The following is a 20,713-nucleotide window of genomic DNA, read 5'->3' as shown; positions in this document are numbered from 1 at the left end:
TTAAGCCCTTTAATAAAATTTTCTGCAATCTTTAATTTAACAATTACATGATGCTGTAACAAAAGCCCACTAACTTAGTGCTTTATGGAAGATATGGCCTTTTTCGCTATGCGCTTGGCCCTAGCCTCTTTTCTACTGCTACCAATCCTCGCCAAGGCATTTGAGCCCCTCAATACTGATGATGCTGGCACAGTATTAAAGGGCTCCAATCAAATTGAGCAATATTTCTTTAAAACAGCAACTCATGGCGAGGGTGCTGCAAGCATGGACATCATCACGCCGGGTGAAGAATATTTCGGGGGAGGAAGTGCTCAAGCATTTCCACTAAGCTATACAAGGGGCATAGATGACAATATGGAGGTCTCTATGGGGGCAACCTATTTTGCCAAGCCCCAAGGAAACTACTCCCCCATATCAAATAAAGTGGTCTCCCTAAAGTGGAGATTTTCCGAAGATACTGATGGTCACTGGGGATTAGCCATTAAACCCAGCATCACCTTAGCGGGAACGCCGCAGCAACAAGTGCACGGCTTAAATCTAGCCTTACCGAGCTACAGCCTCAACCTCATTAGCTCCCATTACTGGGATATCGTTGAGGTTCATCTCAACGCTCTATATATGAATTCACCATACAACACGAATTATCAAATTGGGGGCAGCCTGACCCCAAATAGAACCAATATCGTCTTTTTTTCAGCAGCCCCGGTATGGCGAGTGAGTCAGACTCTAAGATTAGCGCTAGATGTTGGCATCACAACAAACCCACCAAGCACCGAACAATATCTTAGCAACTACGCACTTGTAGCCGCAATCATCTCTGTAAAAGAAGATTTAGATATTGGCCTATCCTATATGCTCAGCGCTGCGAATATAGGCTTAGTCATCTCCAATTCGGGCGTAAATGCCTCGCGATCCGAGCTTGGGTTTACCTGGAGGTTTTAACTTCCTAGTCTGTGGCCAATGTATCGATTTCGATATGACACCCTAACATCATGCCAAATAAGCATTAGCTGAATAATCAATCTTTTCATGATTTAGATTCCATTCTAGAGTTAATCAATAACACTAAATGCAGTCTACTGAGAAATTAAGTCAGGCTTGTGTCATGTGCAATCAAATGGACACATCATGCCCCTACAATCGCGCAATGTCATTCATAGCCAACCACAACGCCAACATTAGTACTCCGCCAATCATGCAACCCTTCCCTATTAACGGAGTTGTGTTCGCATGGGAAATGACCCTCTCAGGTAAAAACCGTGAAATCCCACTTTTTGAAATAGCTGATGCACTCATCGATCCGGAAGCGTCTATCTGGCTACATCTCAATCTATCCAATTCTCAGGTACAGCGCTGGCTAAAAAATACACCACTGATCCCTGATCGCGTTGTTGAGATGATCGATGAAGGCGTAACGCGTAGTCGACTGGAAAGAATTGAAAAATTAGACGACTGTCTGTTGATGGTAATGAATGATTTCCACCATGAATTCGGTGACAAAGATGGCGACTCCGGCTTGGGGACATTATGGGCAATTCTCACGCCAAGATTGATGATCTCCTTGAGAAACAACCCACTTAGAACAACCGACCGACTCAGATCCGACCTGAGAAGTGGATTGCTTAACCCATGCTCTACCATTGAACTATTTCATGAGTTAATTGATTTGCGCGCAGAATACCTTCGCACTTTACTCATTCGCCTTTCCGAAACGATGGATGATTTGGAGGAAATCCTACTCAAAGGAAAAGATTTACCTGAACACGAACATCTTGGCCGCATACGCGTTCAATGTAGCCGTCTTAGGCGCCAGTTTTCGCCAGAATTAATTGCCCTACATCGCCTTCATAAAAGACTGCCCTATTGGTTTTCAGACGATGATAAAAATAGGCTAAATGACGACTTAGACCTACTCTCTTATTTAGTGCAAGAGGTATCCAACCTATATGATCGGGCCAAGATATTGCAAGATGAGCAGGCAGCTCACGTAGCAGAATTTAATGCGCGCAATCTACAGGTACTCTCAGTAATGACAGTCATATTTCTGCCCATGACACTTTTGACTGGAATCATGGGAATGAATATGGAAGACCTGCCCGGCCTAAAAGAATCCTTCTATATTATTATGGCCTTAATGGCAACGGCTGGAGCTGCCGTTTACCTTGGCCTGAAGGTTCGAAAGATTATTTAGTTGTACTAGCAAAAATCACTGCGGGCGTCATCCACCCCCAAACGATCAATATGCACAATTTTAGTGCAAATCCCCCCAAACCGATTTATGGGGAGGCAACCCCTCTTAACGACCCCTAAAAGACACTTTTGTCACATTACTTTGCTAGGATTCAGTCGTTCTCACCACTTAACTTGGAATTCAATGAGCGAATATAAATATGAAGATGCCGTGAAACAGCTTCAAGAGTCCGGCGCAATTGGCTTGCAAGACTTCAAAAACCTGTCTTACGAAGACCTTCACGAACTACTTGAAGAGATCAAAGTATGGTGCCTATATGCCAATGGGAAATTAGATAAACTCCCGAAAGAATCTAAGAAGAAAAAGAAGGACAAGAAGAAAGACAAGAAGGACTAAAACGCCCATTTATCCTTGCTGCAAAATCCTCTCTTTTGGGAAGCGCAAGGTAAAAGTGCTTCCCTTCCCCGGAGTACTCTCAATAATTAACTGGGCCTGATGGCGATTAGCAATATGCTTCACAATCGCCAGACCCAAACCAGTTCCACCCGTTTCCCTGGATCTACTTCGATCTACCCGGTAAAAGCGCTCAGTTAACCTGGACAAGTGTTCTGAAGCAATACCAGGTCCGGTATCAGTAACCGAGAACTCACCTTCACCATCCGCATTAACGCGCCAATTTGCACTAATAGAAGCCACATCAGGTGAGTAACGAATTGCGTTAGAGACCAAGTTTCCAAACGCCGAGAGAATCTCGCGCTCCTCACCCATCAACTCCCCGGAACTGGAAATATCAAAATTAAACGCATGGCGTCCCTGCGAAAGTGCTTCAGCATCATTCTTCAACAAAGCCATTAAGGTCGGGATCTTAATGGCCTGCATGGGAGCGGGCAAGGTATTAGCCTCGAGATTGGCCAAGGTTAATAGGTCCTCAACCAGACTTTTCATTCGCTGGGCTTGGGACATCATCATTTCAAAATATTGGTGCTGTTGAGACTTATCAAGATCAAGCGATTGCATCGTTTCCAGAAAGCCCATCAACACCGTAATTGGAGTCCTCATTTCATGCGAAACATTCGCCACGAAATCACGACGCATCGCATCCGCCTTTTGCAGATCCGTTACATCCTGAATCAATAGTAGATGTCGTTTATCGCCATAAGGAAAGGCTTGCAGCATGAGGCTTAGGTTAGCCCCCGGACCCATGCGCTCAAGCAATAAAGGCTCCTCAAACTGCCGCTTATGAAGATATTGAATAAACTCTGGTCGACGTATCAGAAAGTTGACTCGCTGGAGCGCGTCACGCTTGAAGTTCAAACCGAAAAATCGCTCTGAAATGGCATTGCACCACTCAATTTGATCTTGATCGTCAAGCATTAAGATGCCGTTTGGGGAGGCCTGGAATGCCTCTATGAATCTACTGTGCTGCTGTTCAACAGTTCTGATTTCTTGCTTTAGATTTCTGACAAGACGTTGAAGCCTAAAAAAAACCTCCTCCCAAAATCCGCTGGGCAGAGGCATTGTTTCAACGGCATCAGACAGGACATATCTTCTTAAGCGCGCAAGATTGATATATGAGTAAATAAGCGGGACAGCGAGAACGCTCATGCCAGCGATGATCGCCGAATCAACACCCCAGTTAGACAAGACGATATATGCAGCCAAAAGCGCAAGGCAAATAAGGAAGGCAAAACGAGTTAAGGCGGATAACATACGTCAATCTTAGAGCATCTCGAGGATCCCCGATAAAAACCGGGGCTACCTCACCCTTTAGGTCTGGGTTGGGGTCTTTGTGATGCGATATCCACTACCCCTGACAGTCTCGATATAGCGATCACATTCTGATGGGGCTAAAGCGGCTCTAAGCCTTTTGATATGGACATCAACAGTGCGCTCCTCGATATACACCTCATTGCCCCAAACCTTATCGAGCAAATTGCCTCTTGAGTGAACGCGCTCAGGATTAGCCATCATAAATTGGAGCAAGCGATATTCCGTTGGTCCCAAAGATAGTGTTTGGGGCTCCATATTTGGCCAAACCGCACTAACCCGATGAGAAAGTGGATCCAACCTTAGGGGGCCTACTGCCAATGGCCCGCTATCCTCAACCGGTGTTTGACGGCGCAAAAGCGCCTTAACACGCGCCACCAACTCTTTAGGGGAGAATGGTTTTGTAACATAATCATCAGCGCCAGAATCAAGACCAAGAACCTTGTCGGACTCTTCGCTCTTGGCGGTCAACATCAAAATAGGCAGCACCCGAGTTCTCTCGTTTCCCCTCAACTCCCGAGCAAACTGTACGCCGGACTTTCCGGGTAACATCCAATCCAAAATTAATAGACTGGGAAGCTGATCACGCATCATATTTAACGCGATATCAGCCTGAAGGGCCTTCTCAACTTCATAGCCAGCATGTGTGAGATTAATCGCGATCAACTCTGCGATTGAAGGCTCATCTTCCACAATCAATATGCGGTGCGTCATCTTAAATTCCGTATTGATTTGTCTTGCTATTTTATTTATTCGCTTCGCGTACTAAATCCTCGTGAGGAATATGACGCACATCAGAACCCTTCGCTACATAGATCACAAACTCAGCGATATTTTTTGCATGATCACCAATACGCTCAATGGCTTTCGCAATAGTCAGCATATCCAATCCTGTTGTGATTGTGTGCGGATCTTCCATCATGTAAGAAATGAGCTTACGAACAAATCCCCTAAACTCCTCATCAATCTGACGATCTTCTTGAACCACTTCTGCTGCCGCAACCGTATCTAAGCGAGCAAAAGCATCCAAGCTACGACGCAGCAAGGAGATGGCCATTTGACCGGATAAACGAATTTCAGCCACATTAATGTTATGGGTAGCTCCAGCCTCAATCAGACGCTTCGTTCTTTTAGCAACGCGCTCGGCTTCATCTCCAGCACGTTCTAAGTTAGTAATTGCCTTGGATACAGCCATCACCAAGCGCAAATCTCTAGCTGTGGGCTGGCGACGAGCAATCACCTCAGTACAAGCCAAATCAATCTGAATTTCCAGATCATTCACTGCTTTTTCATTTGCAATAACGACATTGCAAGTTTCAATATCCATTTGCGTAAAAGCGCGCATCGCGGTAGAAATCTGCGACTCAACTAAGCCGCCCATTTCTAATAAACGACTAGATAAGGAATTTAAATCGGCATCAAATTGTGATGAAAGGTGTTTATCTGGCATTCTTGTCTCCAATTAACCGAAACGGCCGGTAATGTAATCTTCTGTCTCTTTACGCTTAGGCTTAATGAAGATCTCGTCAGTTTTACCGTATTCGATCAGGCTTCCAAGGTACATATAAGCGGTGTAATCAGAAACTCGTGCTGCTTGCTGCATATTGTGCGTCACGATTGCGATAGTGTATTCATGCTTCAGTTCATTGATCAACTCTTCAATCTTTCCGGTAGAGATTGGATCCAGTGCAGAAGTAGGTTCGTCCAGCAAAATCACCGATGGCTTGACAGCCACGCCACGAGCAATACATAAGCGCTGCTGCTGACCGCCTGATAAAGAAAGGCCACTTTGGTTTAGCTTGTCTTTAGCTTCATTCCATAGGGCCGCTTTATTCAACGCCCATTCAACACGCTCATCCATTTCAGAGCGAGAAAGCTTTTCGTACAAACGTACGCCAAAAGCAATGTTCTCGTATATCGACATTGGAAATGGTGTTGGCTTCTGGAAAACCATACCAATACGGGAGCGCAATAAATTTAAGTCCTGACCTGGAGTCAGAATATTTTGACCATAAAAATTAATCTCCCCTTCCGCGCGTTGACCCGGATAGAGGTCATACATGCGATTGAGGGTTCTGAGCAAGGTGGACTTACCGCAGCCTGATGGTCCAATAAAGGCGGTGACCTTACCCTCTTCAATATTCAAATTGATGTTCTTCAGACCCTGAAATGCGCCGTAAAAGAAATTAAGATTGCGTACCTCAAGAGCGTTTACAACCGCTTTTGGGGCTTGCCGATTATTTGTTGAATCCACTCTAGCTCCTTGACTATCCACCTGATTTAAGTCAAACATTGTTTTCATATTACTCATCATCCCTGCACCTTCTCGCGGAACACTACCCGAGCCAGGATATTTAAACCCAATACAGCAAAAGTAATTAATAAAGCACCACCCCACGCAAGCTCAACCCAGTTGTCGTAAGGGCTCATTGCGAACTGAAAAATCACTACTGGTAAGTTCGCCATGGGGGCATTCATATTGGTAGAGAAAAATTGATTATTCAGCGCAGTGAACAGTAAGGGTGCAGTTTCTCCGCTAACACGCGCTAGCGCCAACAAGATACCAGTCATCACACCACTTTGGGCTGCTCTGAGGGTGATCATAAATGCCACCTTCCATTTTGGGGTACCTAGGGCGTATGCGGCTTCACGCAAACTTCCAGGAACGAGACGCAACATATTCTCCGTGGTACGAACGACCACTGGAATCGCAATCAGCGCCAATGCAATCGTACCCGCCCAACCGGAGAAGTGGCGAACTTGCGCAACCACAAACGCATAGACAAACAAGCCAATCACGATGGACGGTGCTGAAAGCATGATGTCGGTGACAAAACGAGTAACCGCAGCAACACGGCTTCGGTCACCATACTCAGAAAGGTATAGGCCAGCCAAAACACCAATTGGGGTGCTAATCAGCGTGCAGCAACCAACTAACAATAAGCTGCCAACGATAGCATTGGCGAGACCGCCGCCATCCGAGCCAGGAGCTGGAGTACTTTGGGTGAACAGCGTGATGTCTAGCGCTGAAAAGCCTTTAAATACCAGGACACTCAAAATCCAGAGCAGAAAGATCATTCCTAGGCCCATGGCACCCATGGATAAAGTTAAACCAATCTTATTGGCGCGCTTACGTCTAGCAAAAACTGCTGGGTCGATATTAGAAGCGTTGTTCATGTTTTTAAGCCCTGCTTTTTCTCCATATTGCTCAGCATCCATTTAGCGAATGCCAACACAACAAAAGTAATGATGAAGAGTGCCAAGCCTAAGGCAAATAAGGAAGATAAATGATTGCCAGCCTCAGCCTCACCGAATTCATTGGCAAGAGTAGATGCAATAGAAGTTCCAGGCGCAAACAAGGAGGGAGATAAGCGATGTGCATTACCAATCACAAATGTGACGGCCATTGTTTCACCAAGCGCCCTACCCAAACCGAGCATCACACCGCCAATCACGCCAGCCTTGGTGTAAGGTAAAACAACGTTCTTCACCACTTCCCAGGTTGTGCAGCCAATGCCATAAGCGGACTCTTTCAACACCGGCGGAACAATCTCAAATACATCGCGCATGACAGAAGCAATGAACGGCAAGATCATCATCGCGAGGATCAAGCCAGCACACAAGACGCCGATACCATTAAAGGCCCCAGAAAACAGAATTCCTAAACCAGGAATCTGCCCAAGTGTTGCAGCCAAAGCAGGTTGAATGTATTCAGCAAACAGTGGCGCAAAGATAAATAAGCCAAACATTCCGTAAATAATCGAAGGAACTGCGGCCAGTAACTCCACAGCGGTGCCCAAGGGTCTGCGCAGCGATCCTGGACATAACTCCGTCAAGAAAACAGCGATCCCAAAACTCAGGGGAACGGCGATTAATAACGCAATCAAGGAAGTCACTAGCGTTCCATAGATGGCAATCAAGCCACCAAACTCACCATTCACAATGTCCCACTCTTGAGTAAAGAAAAATCCAATACCAAAAGTACTTAATGCGGGCCAAGCGTTAATCACCAAAGAGATCATAATTCCCAGCAAGGCGATCAACACAGACAAGGCAAAGAACTGCGTAATCCCATGAAAGAGAAAATCTTGAATGCGCTGCACCTTGGCGATACGAAGCGCTTGAGGCGTAGGCGCTGAGTGAGACTGGGTTGATTCAATCATAAATTGTGCTTATTTAAATATTGAAACAGCCCCACCTGTGGTGGAGCTGTCTTTAATGATTATTGAGATTTATCAATGATCAAGTTTTACTTAGTAACAACCTTGGAAAATACATTCTTGCGAATAAAATCTGTTGTTGCGTCAGGCATTGGCACGTAGTCCAACTCTTCAGCCATTTTCTTGCCATCTTTAAACGCGAAGTCAAAGAACTTGATGACTTCGGCAGCATTCGCCTTGTTTTCAGGATTCTTGTAAATCAAGATGAAAGAAGCGCCAGTGATAGGCCATGACTTAGCACCAGAAGCATTGGTAATAAATGTACCCATACCTGGAACCTTAGACCAATCAGTGCCAGCGGCAGCGGCAGCAAAAGTCAAATCGTCTGGTGCAACAAAATTGCCATCTTTGTTTTTCAAAGAGATATAGGTCATTTTGTTTTTCTTAGCGTATGCATACTCAACATAGCCAACAGAGTTTTTAACGCGAGTCACGTTTGCGGCAACACCTTCGTTACCCTTGCCACCTACTGATGAAGCGGCAGGCCATTTAACCGCTGCGCCAGAACCAACAGCATCTTTCCAAAGAGCACTGGTTTTTGCTAAGTAGTCAGTAAAAATTGCTGTCGTGCCTGAACCATCGGCACGGTGAACTACGGTAATTGGGCCGGAAGGAATCTTCACGCCAGGGTTCATGATCGCAATGCGCTTATCACCCCAATCAGAAATAACACCCTGGAAGATATCGGCCAATGTTGGGCCGTCTAATTTGATTTCGCCAGGCTTAACACCTTCAACGTTAATCACCGGCACTACACCGCCAATAATTGCTGGGAACTGTAGCAAACCGTCTTTTTCTAAATCTTCGTATTTCACTGGATTGTCAGATGCGCCAAAATCCACTGTTTTAGCTTTGATCTGCTTGATACCACCGGAGGAGCCGATAGATTGGTAGTTCAAGTTTGAGCCAGTTTTTGCTTTATAGGCTTCTGCCCATTTAGCGTAAATTGGATACGGGAATGTTGCGCCAGCGCCAGTCATATCCGCCGCAAAAGCAACTGGAGCAATTGAAATCGCGCTGATGACCAACGCTTTTTTCAAGAAAGATTTCATGTAGATCGATCCTCAGATTAATAACGCAAGATTGCGATATCAGAACGATACGATTTGAGTGTGACTCTTTTGTGACAATTGACTTAATTCTAAATTAGTCAATAAATTCAATGGCTTATGCAGTAGGAACCAGGTTGGCAATACTCTTGGCTGAACTCATAGCGACATCACCATCCTGAGCCTCCACCATGACGCGCAAGACGGGTTCAGTCCCCGAGGCGCGGATGAGCACCCTACCCGTACCTTGAAGCTGCTGCTCAACCTGGCTAATCTTGGATTTGAGCTGATCATCAGACTTCCAGTCGTAGCCTGCCCTAAATTTAATATTCAAAAGCACCTGAGGGAAAATTTGCACAGAATCTAAGAGCTGAGCCAAGCCCTGCTTGTTTTGGCTCATTGCTGCCAAAACTTGCAATGCCGCAATAGTGCCGTCCCCGGTTGAATGCTGATCCAAACACAATAAATGGCCCGAACCTTCTCCACCAATTAACCAGCCCTTTTGTTTCAAGAGCTCAAGCACATAACGGTCGCCCACATTGGCGCGCTCAAACCCAATACCTAAGGCCTTAATGGCGTTCTCAACGGCAAGGTTGGTCATTAGCGTACCTACTACACCACCCAAAGCTTGGCCACGCGCAATGCGATCTTTGGCGAGAACATATAAAAGCTCATCGCCATTAAACAGACGCCCAGAAGCATCCACCATTTGCAGGCGATCAGCATCACCATCCAGCGCAATACCTAAATCCGCACCCACCTCTTTTACTTTCGTAATTAGGGCATTAGGAGCAGTGGCACCACAACCATCATTAATGTTTCGACCATCAGGATGTACACCAATAGAAATCACTTCTGCACCCAATTCATGAAACACATGAGGGGCAATGTGGTACGCGGCACCATTAGCGCAATCGACCACCAGCTTGAGGCCTTTTAGATTGAGACTTCCAGGGAAAGTGGATTTACAAAACTCAATGTACCGACCTGCTGCATCATCCAATCGAAAGGCTTTACCAAGCTCTTTAGAATTAACGCAACCCATCGGCTTTTGCAGTTCCGCTTCGATAGCAAACTCAAACTCATCCGTGAGCTTGCCACCTTCGGCGGAGAAGAATTTAATACCGTTATCTTGGTAAGGATTGTGTGAGGCGGAAATCACCACACCAGCCGTCAGGCGTAACGCCTTAGTCAAATACGCGACACCTGGGGTTGGCATCGGACCACACAACATCACATCAACGCCAGCTGCGGCAAAACCCGCCTCTAGAGCAGCCTCTAATAAGTAGCCCGAGACCCGAGTATCTTTACCAATGAGTACTTTGCAACGCTCGCCAGACTTGGCATTAGCAACCAATACTTTTCCAGCGGCATAACCGAGGCGCGTAATGAACTCTGGAACAATCGGAAATTGCCCCACTTCGCCGCGGATGCCATCAGTGCCAAAGTATTGTTTTTTCATGGGGTTGATTATAAAACCTACGGGTATTTAGCCCTGAATTGCTTCCCAGATCTTCAAAGCATCAACCGTTTCCGCTACATCATGGACTCTGATAATCTGGGCGCCACGATCTGCGGCCAAAATGGCTGCGGCAATACTCGGGGCTACCCGCTCATTGGTATCGCGACCCGTCACCTTGCCCAGCATCGACTTACGAGAAATGCCTGCCAAAACGGGATAACCCAACTCAGAGAATTGATCAAAATCCGCCAGCATCTTTAGATTGTGCTCAAGACTTTTACCAAAACCAAATCCTGGGTCAATCGCTATTCTATTGGGGGCGACACCCCTACCCTCTAACAAAGTAGCGTGCTCTTGCAGGAATATTTTTACCTCAGCAATCACATTCTCATAGTGAGGATCAAACTGCATAGTCATTGGATCGCGTTGCATATGCATCAGCACAATGCCGCAGGAGTTTACCTCCGCATTACTTTCCAATACAGCCTCAAGGGCGCCTTCTTGCCGTAATGCCCAAATATCATTCACACAATCAACACCCGCCCTGAAAGCCTGACGCATTGTTTCGGCTTTATAGGTATCGATTGATAAAGCGACACCACAATCTTTCAGCACCTCAATGACCGGCAGAACGCGATCCAATTCTTCCTGCAAAGAAACAGGCTCAGCACCAGGACGAGTAGACTCGCCACCAATATCAATAAGATCTACGCCATTAGCAATCATGCGCTCCGCTTGCGCAATCGCATCACTTGGAGCGCGAAATTTTCCACCATCAGAAAAAGAATCGGGAGTGGCATTGAGAATGCCCATCACCAAAGGTGACTTACGTTTACTAAAGTCAAAAAGAAAACGCCCGCAACGCCATGTTGCGGGCAGATTTTGCTTATTCACTTAAAAATACTAAGAGAGTAGTTAAGCAGTAGCCGGTGCGCTACCAGCTGCTGGACCAGTGGCTCCAGCTGAATTACCGAACTGTGTAGCAGGCGGAGGCTTAGGCGCACGAGGAGGACGACCCTCCATGATGTCGTTAATTTGCTCGGCATCAATAGTTTCCCACTCGAGCAAAGCGGCAACCATCGCTTCTACCTTGTCACGGTTTTGCTCGAGAATGGATCTTGCCAGCGCATACTGACTATCCACGAGCGCACGAATCTCGGCATCCACTTTTTGCTGAGTCAATTCGGAAACAGTTTTTGAGCTAGTGCGACCGAACATGCTCTCGGATTCGGTATCCACATAAACCATCGTACCCAAACTATCACTCATACCGTAGCGAGTAACCATGTCACGCGCCATTTTGGTGGCTCGCTCGAAATCGTTTGAAGCGCCGGTACTCATCGAATGTAAGAACACTTCTTCAGCAGCACGGCCACCAAACAAGATCGCCAACTCTTCCATCATGCGATCTTTATAGAGGTTCACGCGATCAAACTCAGGGAGCTGCCATGTCACGCCCAATGCCATGCCACGAGGCATGATGGTGACCTTGTGTACAGGGTCCGCCTTAGGCAAAACCTTAGCAACTACTGCGTGGCCAGACTCGTGATAAGCGGTATTGCGACGTTCTTCTTCGCGCATCACCGCAGACTTACGCTCAGGACCCATGTAGATCTTGTCCTTAGCATCTTCAAAGTCTTTCATATCGACAGCACGCTTATTGCGACGCGCCGCAAACAAGGCGGACTCATTTACCAAATTGGCTAAATCAGCGCCCGAGAAACCGGGAGTGCCGCGCGCTAGAACAGCGGCATCTACATCCGGATCAATTGGAACTTTACGCATATGTACTTGCAAAATCTGTTCGCGACCACGAATATCTGGCAGGCCAACATGCACTTGGCGATCGAAACGACCTGGACGCAGTAAAGCGCGATCCAATACATCTGAACGGTTTGTTGCTGCAACCACGATCACACCGCTGTTACTTTCAAAACCATCCATCTCTACTAGCATTTGGTTGAGCGTTTGCTCACGCTCATCATTACCGCCACCCATACCGGCGCCACGATGGCGACCTACCGCATCAATCTCATCGATAAAGATAATGCAGGGTGAATTTTTCTTAGCGTTCTCAAACATATCGCGTACACGAGATGCGCCAACGCCCACGAACATTTCTACGAAGTCTGAACCAGAGATCGAGAAGAAAGGCACCTTTGCTTCGCCTGCAATCGCACGTGCTAACAAAGTCTTACCAGTCCCTGGAGGGCCTACTAGCAACACACCATGAGGAATACGGCCACCGAGTTTTTGAAACTTTTGCGGATCTTTCAAGAAGTCCACAATCTCAAATACTTCTTCCTTCGCCTCATCGCAACCAGCAACATCGGCAAAAGTAACAGTATTACTGTTCTCGTCAATCAAACGCGCTTTGGATTTTCCGAATGAGAATGCCCCGCCCTTACCGCCGCCCTGCATCTGACGCATCATGAAGAACCAAAAACCAATAATCAATAAAGTAGGTCCAAGGTAGTACAAAGCAGATACCAACATATTTGGTTCATCGTCCGCTTTTCCAGTTACCTGAACGCCGTACTTCATCAGGTCACCAACCATCCAAATATCTCCCGGAGAGATGATGGAATACTTATTGCCGTCATTCGGGGTCACTTGCAATGTGCGACCTTGCACATCCACGCGCTTCACTTTGCCAGCTTTGGCGTCATCCATGAATTGAGAATACGTGACTTGGTTTTGATCCTTAGGCTTGTCAAACTGCTTGAAAACAGTAAACAGCACCAGACCCACAATGAGCCACACACCGATTTTTTGCAACATATTGCTGTTCAAAAAGAGACCTTTGCCGGATTAATCCGGGAGTTAAAGCGGATTGCTATACCTAAGTATTTGATTCTACTACCAGCCTTTTTCAAGGGCTTGAGCTAGGTTTATTTAATAAACCCCTATTTAAAGTGGGTTATTGAGTATTTTTCCTGATCGGAGGCTCACTTCGGCGGCTTGAGGTTTCGGCCCAAAAGGAAGATTTCAGAGGATCGGGCTCTAGAGGCCTTAGGCTTTCTAGAGGCAACGGTTTTAAATACCTTTTTGAAGGATTCCACGATTTGACTGTAGCCGCTACCGTTAAAGCACTTAATCAAGAGAGCACCCTCTGGTTTGAGGTGCTGAACAGCAAAATCCAAGGCAATTTCAGCTAAAAATGCCATCCGGGCAGCATCAGCTACACCAACCCCAGAAAGATTGGGCGCCATATCAGAAAGGACTAGGTCGACTTTTCCATCGGCATCCGCTGGCAAAAGTGCTTCCAAGGCCTTTAAACCCTCCTCTTCCCGGAAATCCCCTTGAATGAAGCTGACATCGGCAATATCTTCCATCGGTAAGATATCGATCGCAATAATCGTGCCATCTGGTTTGCCAGATTCAATTTTAGGATTGCTCTTACCCAACTCCGTTAGTCGATTGCGGGCGTACTGAGACCAGCTCCCTGGGGCGCTTCCTAAATCCACAATCGTCATACCGGCTTTGATGAGATGGTCTTGATCGTCAATTTCGCTGAGCTTGTAAACGGCTCTAGCGCGATAGCCCTCTTTTTGAGCCATCTTGACGTACGGATCCGTCAAATGATCCTGCAACCAACTTTTATTAAATTTATTCTTTGCCACAACTTACCCACTTTCGACGCCTATTTTCCTTGTTTATGCCCAGTAAGGCAAAAGGATTCGGCTTAAAACTGCCTGATTCCTGCATATATATGGGCGAAAGCCCCGTTTTACAAGCCCTAATGCTCTATCATCGAGGCCATGACTGCACTTACTATTACCCCTGCACAACGCAAATCCCTTAAAGCCGACGCTCATGACCTCAGTCCAGTGGTCATGATCGGTGGCGACGGCCTCACACCTGCGGTGATCAAAGAAGCTAAATTAGCCATCTCTCACCACGGCCTGATTAAAGTTCGCGTCTTTGGTGACGACCGTGAAGCCCGCATCGCGATGTATGAAGAACTTTGCGACAAACTCGACGCCGCCCCAGTTCAGCACATTGGCAAATTGCTTGTGCTCTGGAAACCAAAAGATATGGTGGATGAGGCTTTTTCCAATCTCGGCAGATCCAGCAAGCAGACCAAGAAATCATTACAAGCGCCACGTACTAAGCGTCAGCCAAATCGCACCGTTGCAAAAGCTGGCGTTCGCACCAGCGATTCCGAGAGATCTGATCGTCGCTCCGCTGCAAACAAATCACCGTTTGCTAGAGCTGCTGCTGTAAAGAGCGCCACTCCGAAGAAGCGCGTTTTACGCTCGGAAGCTGCTGAATCCAAAATTGGCTGGTCATCTCCTGGCTATCGCAAAGCAGCTGCCGCACCTGCACCAATCAAGAAACGTAAAGTGCGCATGAGCAGCACCAAGAAAAAGTCTTTGGGGTCTTAAGCTTGGAACTGCCCAAAGCTTGTTGAAAAGAAAAACGCCGCTAGTCGGCGTTTTTTGTTGCTCGCCACACTAAGGCAAGACCCAGCAAAAATTGAATCATGAACAAGGTGCTGGAGGCGCCATGAAGTCGATTGAACACAACAGCGTTGGCAGACTCTCGCACAGATAATCCGAGGTACAGCGCTTGGTCTCTTAAAGAATTCATCCAAGGAATGATGATGAATGCAGACCCTACAGCGCAAGCCAACATTCCCAACAGAATCCAACGGATCAGGTGATAGTGAGCGATGCCCTGCTTCACCAGGTAGTTCGCCATGAGCATCAAGAGAGCGCTGATGGCAACACCCATATAGGCGATTGTTTTAAAAAGGCTTGCCGCAACCAAGCCAGCAACCTGACGATCGCCAAGCGTAGAAAATAAAACAGGAACAACCAGAAATCCTACGGTAATAAAGCTTCCAACCCAAAGACCAGAAATGACACTGAAAGTTCTTTGGGTTCGAAGCTGTAGCATTAGATGTAACGTACCGCCAGAATTTCTACTTCGCGATTACCGCCAGGCGCCTGAACCGCAACCACATCACCCTCTTCTTTGCTAATTAAAGCGCGCGCGATTGGTGAGCTAATGGAAATCTTGTTTGATGCGATGTCAGCCTCGTCATCACCCACGATTTGGTAAGTCAGCTTAGTGCCATCTTCTAAATCCTCGAGATCGACAGTGGCACCGAATACAACACGGCCTGTGACATCAAGCGCGGCAGGATCGATAATTTGCGCAGCAGATAACTTACCTTCAAGCTCCTGAATACGACCTTCGATAAAGCCCTGCTTTTCTTTGGCAGCATCATACTCAGCATTCTCAGAGAGATCGCCTTGAGCGCGCGCTTCAGAAATCGCGTTAATAACCGCTGGACGCTCAACATGCTTGAGGCGATGCAACTCATCTTTCAAGAGTTCTGCACCGCGCTTAGTAATTGGAATTGTGCTCATGCTTCTAACCTAACTTAAATTAATTGAGAGTCTTGTGCAAATTTTGCAATGAATACACTTCAAGAGACTCTTTACTACCGTTTTGCGAAGCCATCAAACCATCCATTACCGCACGAGCAGCGCTAATCGTCGTGTAATACGTCACGCCATTAGCCTGTGCACTAGTGCGTATGGATCGTGAATCAGCAATCGCAGTACGAGTTTCATCAACAGTAGTAAACACTAAAGAGATTTCACCATTCTTGATCAAGTCAACGATGTGTGGACGACCATCCTTTACCTTGTTCACAACACGAACTGGTAAACCAGCCCCTTCAATAGCTGCGGCAGTACCCTTGGTAGCCACCATTGGGAAACCCAATTGATGCAAAAGCTTGGCTACTTCAACTGCCTTGGGTTTATCACTATCTTTAACTGTCAACACCACGGTGCCACTCTTTGGCAACTTGATGCCGGCACCTAGCTGGGACTTAAACAAAGCCTCGCCAAAGGTTTTGCCAACACCCATTACTTCACCAGTGGAGCGCATCTCTGGCCCAAGAATTGGATCGATACCTGGGAATTTATTGAACGGGAATACCGCCTCTTTTACAGAGTAGTACGCTGGCTTCACTTCGCTCTTAATACCCTGTTGATCCAAGGTTTGCCCAACCATGCAACGTGCCGCAATCTTTGCCAATTGCAAGCCAGTAGCCTTTGATACAAATGGCACAGTACGGGAAGCGCGTGGATTTACCTCGAGCACGTAAATAACATCTTTGCCATCCACATTCTGAATCGCGAATTGCACGTTCATCAAACCAACCACATTGAGACCCTTAGCCATCGCCGCAGTTTGACGCTTAATTTCTGCAATCGTCTCATCTGATAAAGAGTATGGCGGCAATGAACAGGCAGAGTCACCCGAATGCACGCCAGCTTGCTCAATATGCTCCATTACGCCACCGATAAACACGCGCTGACCATCGCTAATACAGTCAACGTCGCACTCAATCGCGTCATTTAAGAAACGATCTAGCAATACTGGTGAATCGTGAGACACCTTCACCGCTTCACGCATATAACGCTCGAGGTCACGGCCATCGTGAACGATTTCCATAGCCCGGCCACCCAATACATAGGAAGGACGCACAACCAATGGGTAACCAATTTCGTCGGCCAACTTCAATGCCTCATCTTCCGCACGCGCTGTGCGGTTTGGCGGCTGACGCAAATTCAAGTCATGTAATAACTTCTGAAAGCGCTCACGATCTTCCGCGGCATCAATCATGTCTGGTGAAGTGCCAATAATCGGAACGCCATTTGCCTCAAGATCCAACGCCAACTTCAATGGAGTCTGTCCGCCATACTGAACAATCACACCCTTTGGTTTTTCTTTGGCCACAATCTCCAAAACATCTTCCAAGGTCAAAGGCTCAAAGTACAAGCGATCGGAAGTATCGTAGTCTGTTGAAACAGTCTCTGGGTTGCAGTTGACCATGATGGTTTCATAACCATCTTCACGCATTGCCAAGGCAGCATGTACGCAGCAATAGTCAAACTCGATACCCTGACCAATACGGTTTGGACCACCACCCAAGACCATGATCTTGTCTTTGCTGGTCGGCTGAGACTCGCACTCGCCATGCTCTGCTTCATAGGTGGAGTACAAGTAGGCTGTATTGGTAGAAAACTCGGCGGCACAGGTATCCACGCGCTTGTAGACAGGCGTGACTTTTAAGCGATGACGCGCGGCGCGAACTGAAGATGCATCTACACCCAATAATTTCGCTAAGCGGCGATCTGAGAAACCTTTTTGTTTGATGAAACGCAACTCCGCAGCAGATAAGCTATCGATCTTGCGTTGCTTGAGCTCAGCTTCCATAGTGATGAGCTCTTCGATTTGCTCCAAGAACCAAGGATCCACCTTAGTCTCGTTGTAAATCTCATCTAGGCCCATACCCATGCGGAATGCATCAGCCAAATACCAAATACGATCTGGACCTGGCTCGCCAATCTCTTGAATGATGTCATCCAAATCAGTCGAGACTTCATCTAAACCATCTACGCCGACCTCTAGGCCACGCAATGCCTTTTGGAAGGACTCTTGGAAGGTGCGGCCAATCGCCATCACCTCACCTACGGATTTCATCTGCGTTGTCAAACGAGAATCCGCTTGCGGGAATTTCTCAAATGCAAAACGCGGAATCTTCGTAACAACATAGTCGATAGATGGCTCAAATGAGGCCGGAGTCGCGCCACCAGTAATGTCGTTTTTCAACTCATCCAAGGTGTAACCAACAGCTAGCTTTGCGGCAATCTTTGCGATTGGAAAGCCAGTTGCTTTAGAGGCCAATGCGGATGAACGTGAAACCCGTGGGTTCATCTCAATCACGATCATACGGCCATCAACTGGGTTGATCGAGAACTGGACGTTCGAACCACCTGTATCAACCCCAATTTCACGCAACACCGCAATCGAGGCGTTTCGCAGAATTTGATACTCTTTATCGGTCAATGTTTGCGCAGGCGCAACCGTAATGGAATCGCCGGTATGAACACCCATTGGATCTAAGTTTTCGATCGAGCAAACGATGATGCAGTTATCGGCGCGATCGCGCACCACTTCCATCTCAAACTCTTTCCAACCCAAGAGTGACTCTTCAATCAAGAGTTCACGCGTTGGTGACAGATCCAAACCACGTTTACAAATCTCTTCAAATTCTTCGCGGTTATACGCAATACCACCACCAGATCCACCCATCGTAAATGAAGGACGAATCACTACTGGAAAGCCAAGGCTGCCAGTTTCTTTTTGGATGCGCTGTTGCACTTCATGCGCCTCATCCATAGAGTGGGCAATACCAGACTTTGCAGAACCAAGACCAATCTTGGTCATCGCATCTTTAAACTTCTGACGATCTTCCGCCTTATCAATGGCTTCTGGAGAAGCGCCGATCAGTTCGCAACCGTACTTCTCAAGAACGCCGTGACGATGCAAATCGAGCGCACAGTTCAAGGCGGTTTGACCACCCATCGTTGGCAAAATCGCATCGGGTTTTTCTGTCGCAATAATGCGCTCAACCACTTCCCAAGTAATAGGCTCAATGTAAGTCACATCAGCCATCTCAGGATCAGTCATGATGGTTGCAGGATTGCTGTTGACCAAAATAACTTTGTAACCTTCGTCTCGCAAAGCTTTACAAGCCTGCGCGCCAGAATAATCAAACTCACATGCCTGGCCAATCACAATTGGACCAGCGCCAATAATCAGAATGCTTTTAATGTCGCTACGCTTAGGCATTATTTGCCCTCCTTCTTGGCAGCATCGTTAACATTCATGAGCTCCACAAAACGATCAAATAAATATGCAATGTCATGAGGGCCTGGTGAGGCCTCTGGATGACCTTGGAAACACAAGGCAGGCTTATCTTTCCAAGCAAGCCCCTGCAAGGATCCGTCAAACAATGAAACATGCGTTACCCGAATGTTGTCAGGCAATGTATTCGCATCCACTGCAAAGCCGTGATTCTGGGAGGTAATGGCTACGCGCCCCGTATCCAAATCCTTTACAGGATGGTTTGCACCGTGGTGACCAAACTTCATCTTCAAGGTTTTGGCGCCAGCAGCTAGGCCCATGATTTGATGGCCCAAACAAATACCAAAGGTAGGAATACCCTTTTCAATTATTTCTTTTGCGGCAGCAATAGCGTAATCACAAGGACCAGGATCGCCAGGTCCATTCGAGAAGAACACGCCATCTGGATTCATCGCTAATACTTCAGCAGCGCTCGTTTGTGCAGGTACCACCGTTAATTCACAGCCACGTTCAGTGAGCATGCGCAGAATATTGCGCTTGACGCCCAAGTCGTAAGCAACGACCTTCTTGACGGGCTTGCTTTGATTCAGAGTTCCGTATGCCGGTTTGCCATCAGCACCTTGCAAATTCCACTCGGCTTCACGCCACTCGTAAGGCGTTTTAGCGGTGACAACTTTCGCTAAATCTAAGCCATTCATACCTGGGAAGGCTTTTGCAAGCTCCAAGGCTTTTTTGCCGAGAGTCTCTAGATCATCACCCATCTTGCCAGCCACAATGGCGCCCGACTGAGCACCCTTATCGCGCAAAACGCGTGTGAGCTTACGAGTATCAATCCCAGAAATACCCACGACTCCCGCTTTGGAGAGGTAGGCATCAAGACTTTCTTCGGAGCGGAAATTAGAAACCCGCTTAGAGAGGTCCTTAACCACGAGGCCAGCCGCATGAATTTGAGTAGACTCAGTATCTTGCCCATTCACACCAACATTTCCGATATGCGGATATGTCAAAGTGACAATTTGGCGGCAATAGCTAGGATCAGTAATGATCTCTTGATAACCAGTGAGTGCGGTATTGAAAACGACTTCGCCGGCAGTTTCGCCAGGGGCGCCAATGCTAAGGCCGGGAAATAATGTGCCGTCGGCTAAAGCCAACACGGCGGGAGGAAAAGAAGGAAGCAAGGGTGACAAACCATCTCCAGTCCCTGCTCCATCCGACGCTCAACACCCCAAAAAGACCAACCCAGGACTGTTTGTGCGGGAGGTGAGTGTCTTTAAGCGCTAGGGTAATTTATTAAGTTTTGAACCTAGTAATGATACCAGTTTTGCGCCCTAAACCCTTGAATCCCCAG

At 47.1% G+C, this 20,713-nt stretch carries 19 protein-coding genes; 4 read left to right on the top strand and 15 right to left on the bottom strand.

Annotated features, from left to right (window positions below):
• The first annotated feature begins 93 nt into the window (after positions 1 to 93).
• From FD960_RS04340 to FD960_RS04330, 3 genes are all read left to right on the top strand, one after another.
• Positions 94 to 942, top strand: coding sequence for a hypothetical protein (locus FD960_RS04340; protein ID WP_215300222.1), 849 nt, complete (start codon positions 94 to 96; stop codon positions 940 to 942).
• Positions 943 to 1,147: 205 nt separating this feature from the next.
• Entirely contained in the window at positions 1,148 to 2,191 is a 1,044-nt protein-coding gene (locus tag FD960_RS04335) for a CorA family divalent cation transporter (RefSeq protein ID WP_251369847.1), read from the top strand.
• A 183-nt stretch (positions 2,192 to 2,374) separates the two neighbouring features.
• Positions 2,375 to 2,587, top strand: a complete 213-nt coding sequence (locus FD960_RS04330; RefSeq protein WP_215300220.1) for a hypothetical protein — start codon at positions 2,375 to 2,377, stop codon at positions 2,585 to 2,587.
• 9 nt (positions 2,588 to 2,596) lie between these two features.
• Here FD960_RS04330 and phoR read toward each other — a convergent pair whose 3' ends face one another.
• From phoR to FD960_RS04275, 11 genes are all read right to left on the bottom strand, one after another.
• Positions 2,597 to 3,901 carry a phosphate regulon sensor histidine kinase PhoR gene (gene phoR, locus FD960_RS04325; RefSeq protein ID WP_215300219.1) on the bottom strand — a complete coding sequence of 435 codons (1,305 nt, stop codon included), beginning with the start codon at positions 3,899 to 3,901 and terminating at the stop codon, positions 2,597 to 2,599.
• Between the two features lie 57 nt (positions 3,902 to 3,958).
• Positions 3,959 to 4,672: a phosphate regulon transcriptional regulator PhoB gene (gene phoB / locus FD960_RS04320; RefSeq protein ID WP_215300217.1), complete on the bottom strand. Its 714-nt coding sequence runs from the start codon at positions 4,670 to 4,672 to the stop codon at positions 3,959 to 3,961.
• Positions 4,673 to 4,703: 31 nt separating this feature from the next.
• Positions 4,704 to 5,408: a phosphate signaling complex protein PhoU gene (gene phoU / locus FD960_RS04315; RefSeq protein WP_215300215.1), complete on the bottom strand. Its 705-nt coding sequence runs from the start codon at positions 5,406 to 5,408 to the stop codon at positions 4,704 to 4,706.
• Positions 5,409 to 5,420: 12 nt separating this feature from the next.
• Entirely contained in the window at positions 5,421 to 6,260 is an 840-nt protein-coding gene (gene pstB, locus FD960_RS04310; protein WP_371817444.1) for a phosphate ABC transporter ATP-binding protein PstB, read from the bottom strand.
• Positions 6,261 to 6,268: 8 nt separating this feature from the next.
• On the bottom strand, positions 6,269 to 7,135 hold the full coding sequence (pstA, locus tag FD960_RS04305; protein ID WP_215300214.1) for a phosphate ABC transporter permease PstA: 867 nt from the start codon (positions 7,133 to 7,135) through the stop codon (positions 6,269 to 6,271).
• The gene (pstC, locus tag FD960_RS04300; RefSeq protein ID WP_215300212.1) at positions 7,132 to 8,121 is read right to left on the bottom strand and encodes a phosphate ABC transporter permease subunit PstC; all 990 of its coding nucleotides are present in this window, start codon (positions 8,119 to 8,121) and stop codon (positions 7,132 to 7,134) included. Before pstC ends, pstA begins: the two co-directional genes overlap by 4 nt.
• Positions 8,122 to 8,207: 86 nt before the next feature.
• Positions 8,208 to 9,230, bottom strand: a complete 1,023-nt coding sequence (pstS, locus tag FD960_RS04295; protein WP_215300210.1) for a phosphate ABC transporter substrate-binding protein PstS — start codon at positions 9,228 to 9,230, stop codon at positions 8,208 to 8,210.
• 115 nt (positions 9,231 to 9,345) lie between these two features.
• Entirely contained in the window at positions 9,346 to 10,689 is a 1,344-nt protein-coding gene (glmM, locus tag FD960_RS04290; RefSeq protein WP_215300208.1) for a phosphoglucosamine mutase, read from the bottom strand.
• Positions 10,690 to 10,716: 27 nt separating this feature from the next.
• Positions 10,717 to 11,583 carry a dihydropteroate synthase gene (gene folP / locus FD960_RS04285; protein WP_371817443.1) on the bottom strand — a complete coding sequence of 289 codons (867 nt, stop codon included), beginning with the start codon at positions 11,581 to 11,583 and terminating at the stop codon, positions 10,717 to 10,719.
• Positions 11,584 to 11,604: 21 nt separating this feature from the next.
• Positions 11,605 to 13,482, bottom strand: a complete 1,878-nt coding sequence (gene ftsH / locus FD960_RS04280) for an ATP-dependent zinc metalloprotease FtsH (protein WP_215300205.1) — start codon at positions 13,480 to 13,482, stop codon at positions 11,605 to 11,607.
• Between the two features lie 155 nt (positions 13,483 to 13,637).
• Positions 13,638 to 14,312, bottom strand: coding sequence for an RlmE family RNA methyltransferase (locus tag FD960_RS04275; protein ID WP_215300203.1), 675 nt, complete (start codon positions 14,310 to 14,312; stop codon positions 13,638 to 13,640).
• A gap of 138 nt (positions 14,313 to 14,450) precedes the next feature.
• On the opposite strand from FD960_RS04275, the gene FD960_RS04270 reads away from it, so the two are divergent.
• Positions 14,451 to 15,077, top strand: coding sequence for a YhbY family RNA-binding protein (locus FD960_RS04270; protein WP_215300201.1), 627 nt, complete (start codon positions 14,451 to 14,453; stop codon positions 15,075 to 15,077).
• 40 nt (positions 15,078 to 15,117) lie between these two features.
• On the opposite strand, the gene FD960_RS04265 is transcribed toward FD960_RS04270, so the two are convergent.
• Genes FD960_RS04265 through carA form a run of 4 tightly spaced genes read right to left on the bottom strand, consistent with a single transcriptional unit; the run spans position 15,118 to position 20,543 of the window.
• Positions 15,118 to 15,591 (bottom strand): DUF4149 domain-containing protein, encoded by a 474-nt coding sequence (locus FD960_RS04265; RefSeq protein WP_215300200.1) that lies wholly within the window; start codon positions 15,589 to 15,591, stop codon positions 15,118 to 15,120.
• Positions 15,591 to 16,067 (bottom strand): transcription elongation factor GreA, encoded by a 477-nt coding sequence (gene greA / locus FD960_RS04260; protein WP_215300199.1) that lies wholly within the window; start codon positions 16,065 to 16,067, stop codon positions 15,591 to 15,593. The genes FD960_RS04265 and greA overlap by 1 nt, the downstream gene beginning before the upstream one ends.
• A gap of 19 nt (positions 16,068 to 16,086) precedes the next feature.
• On the bottom strand, positions 16,087 to 19,350 hold the full coding sequence (gene carB, locus FD960_RS04255; RefSeq protein WP_215300197.1) for a carbamoyl-phosphate synthase large subunit: 3,264 nt from the start codon (positions 19,348 to 19,350) through the stop codon (positions 16,087 to 16,089).
• Entirely contained in the window at positions 19,350 to 20,543 is a 1,194-nt protein-coding gene (gene carA / locus FD960_RS04250; RefSeq protein ID WP_215300587.1) for a glutamine-hydrolyzing carbamoyl-phosphate synthase small subunit, read from the bottom strand. Before carA ends, carB begins: the two co-directional genes overlap by 1 nt.
• Positions 20,544 to 20,713 lie beyond the last annotated feature (170 nt).

The sequence above is a fragment of the Polynucleobacter sp. AP-Nino-20-G2 genome (assembly GCF_018688235.1).
In the GTDB taxonomy this organism is placed as follows: domain Bacteria; phylum Pseudomonadota; class Gammaproteobacteria; order Burkholderiales; family Burkholderiaceae; genus Polynucleobacter.
Note: the sequence above shows the minus strand (reverse complement) of the source record. Positions and strands in the feature narration are given on the sequence as shown.

Excerpts from the sequence above, each read along its gene's own strand:
- FD960_RS04340 (WP_215300222.1), top strand. The coding sequence starts at position 94 with ATGGCCTTTTTCGCTATGCGCTTGGCCCTAGCCTCTTTTCTACTGCTA.
- FD960_RS04335 (WP_251369847.1), top strand. The coding sequence starts at position 1,148 with ATGTCATTCATAGCCAACCACAACGCCAACATTAGTACTCCGCCAATC.
- FD960_RS04330 (WP_215300220.1), top strand. The coding sequence starts at position 2,375 with ATGAGCGAATATAAATATGAAGATGCCGTGAAACAGCTTCAAGAGTCC.
- phoR (WP_215300219.1), bottom strand. The coding sequence starts at position 3,901 with ATGTTATCCGCCTTAACTCGTTTTGCCTTCCTTATTTGCCTTGCGCTT.
- phoB (WP_215300217.1), bottom strand. The coding sequence starts at position 4,672 with ATGACGCACCGCATATTGATTGTGGAAGATGAGCCTTCAATCGCAGAG.
- phoU (WP_215300215.1), bottom strand. The coding sequence starts at position 5,408 with ATGCCAGATAAACACCTTTCATCACAATTTGATGCCGATTTAAATTCC.
- pstB (WP_371817444.1), bottom strand. The coding sequence starts at position 6,260 with ATGAAAACAATGTTTGACTTAAATCAGGTGGATAGTCAAGGAGCTAGA.
- pstA (WP_215300214.1), bottom strand. The coding sequence starts at position 7,135 with ATGAACAACGCTTCTAATATCGACCCAGCAGTTTTTGCTAGACGTAAG.
- pstC (WP_215300212.1), bottom strand. The coding sequence starts at position 8,121 with ATGATTGAATCAACCCAGTCTCACTCAGCGCCTACGCCTCAAGCGCTT.
- pstS (WP_215300210.1), bottom strand. The coding sequence starts at position 9,230 with ATGAAATCTTTCTTGAAAAAAGCGTTGGTCATCAGCGCGATTTCAATT.
- glmM (WP_215300208.1), bottom strand. The coding sequence starts at position 10,689 with ATGAAAAAACAATACTTTGGCACTGATGGCATCCGCGGCGAAGTGGGG.
- FD960_RS04270 (WP_215300201.1), top strand. The coding sequence starts at position 14,451 with ATGACTGCACTTACTATTACCCCTGCACAACGCAAATCCCTTAAAGCC.
- FD960_RS04265 (WP_215300200.1), bottom strand. The coding sequence starts at position 15,591 with ATGCTACAGCTTCGAACCCAAAGAACTTTCAGTGTCATTTCTGGTCTT.
- greA (WP_215300199.1), bottom strand. The coding sequence starts at position 16,067 with ATGAGCACAATTCCAATTACTAAGCGCGGTGCAGAACTCTTGAAAGAT.
- carB (WP_215300197.1), bottom strand. The coding sequence starts at position 19,350 with ATGCCTAAGCGTAGCGACATTAAAAGCATTCTGATTATTGGCGCTGGT.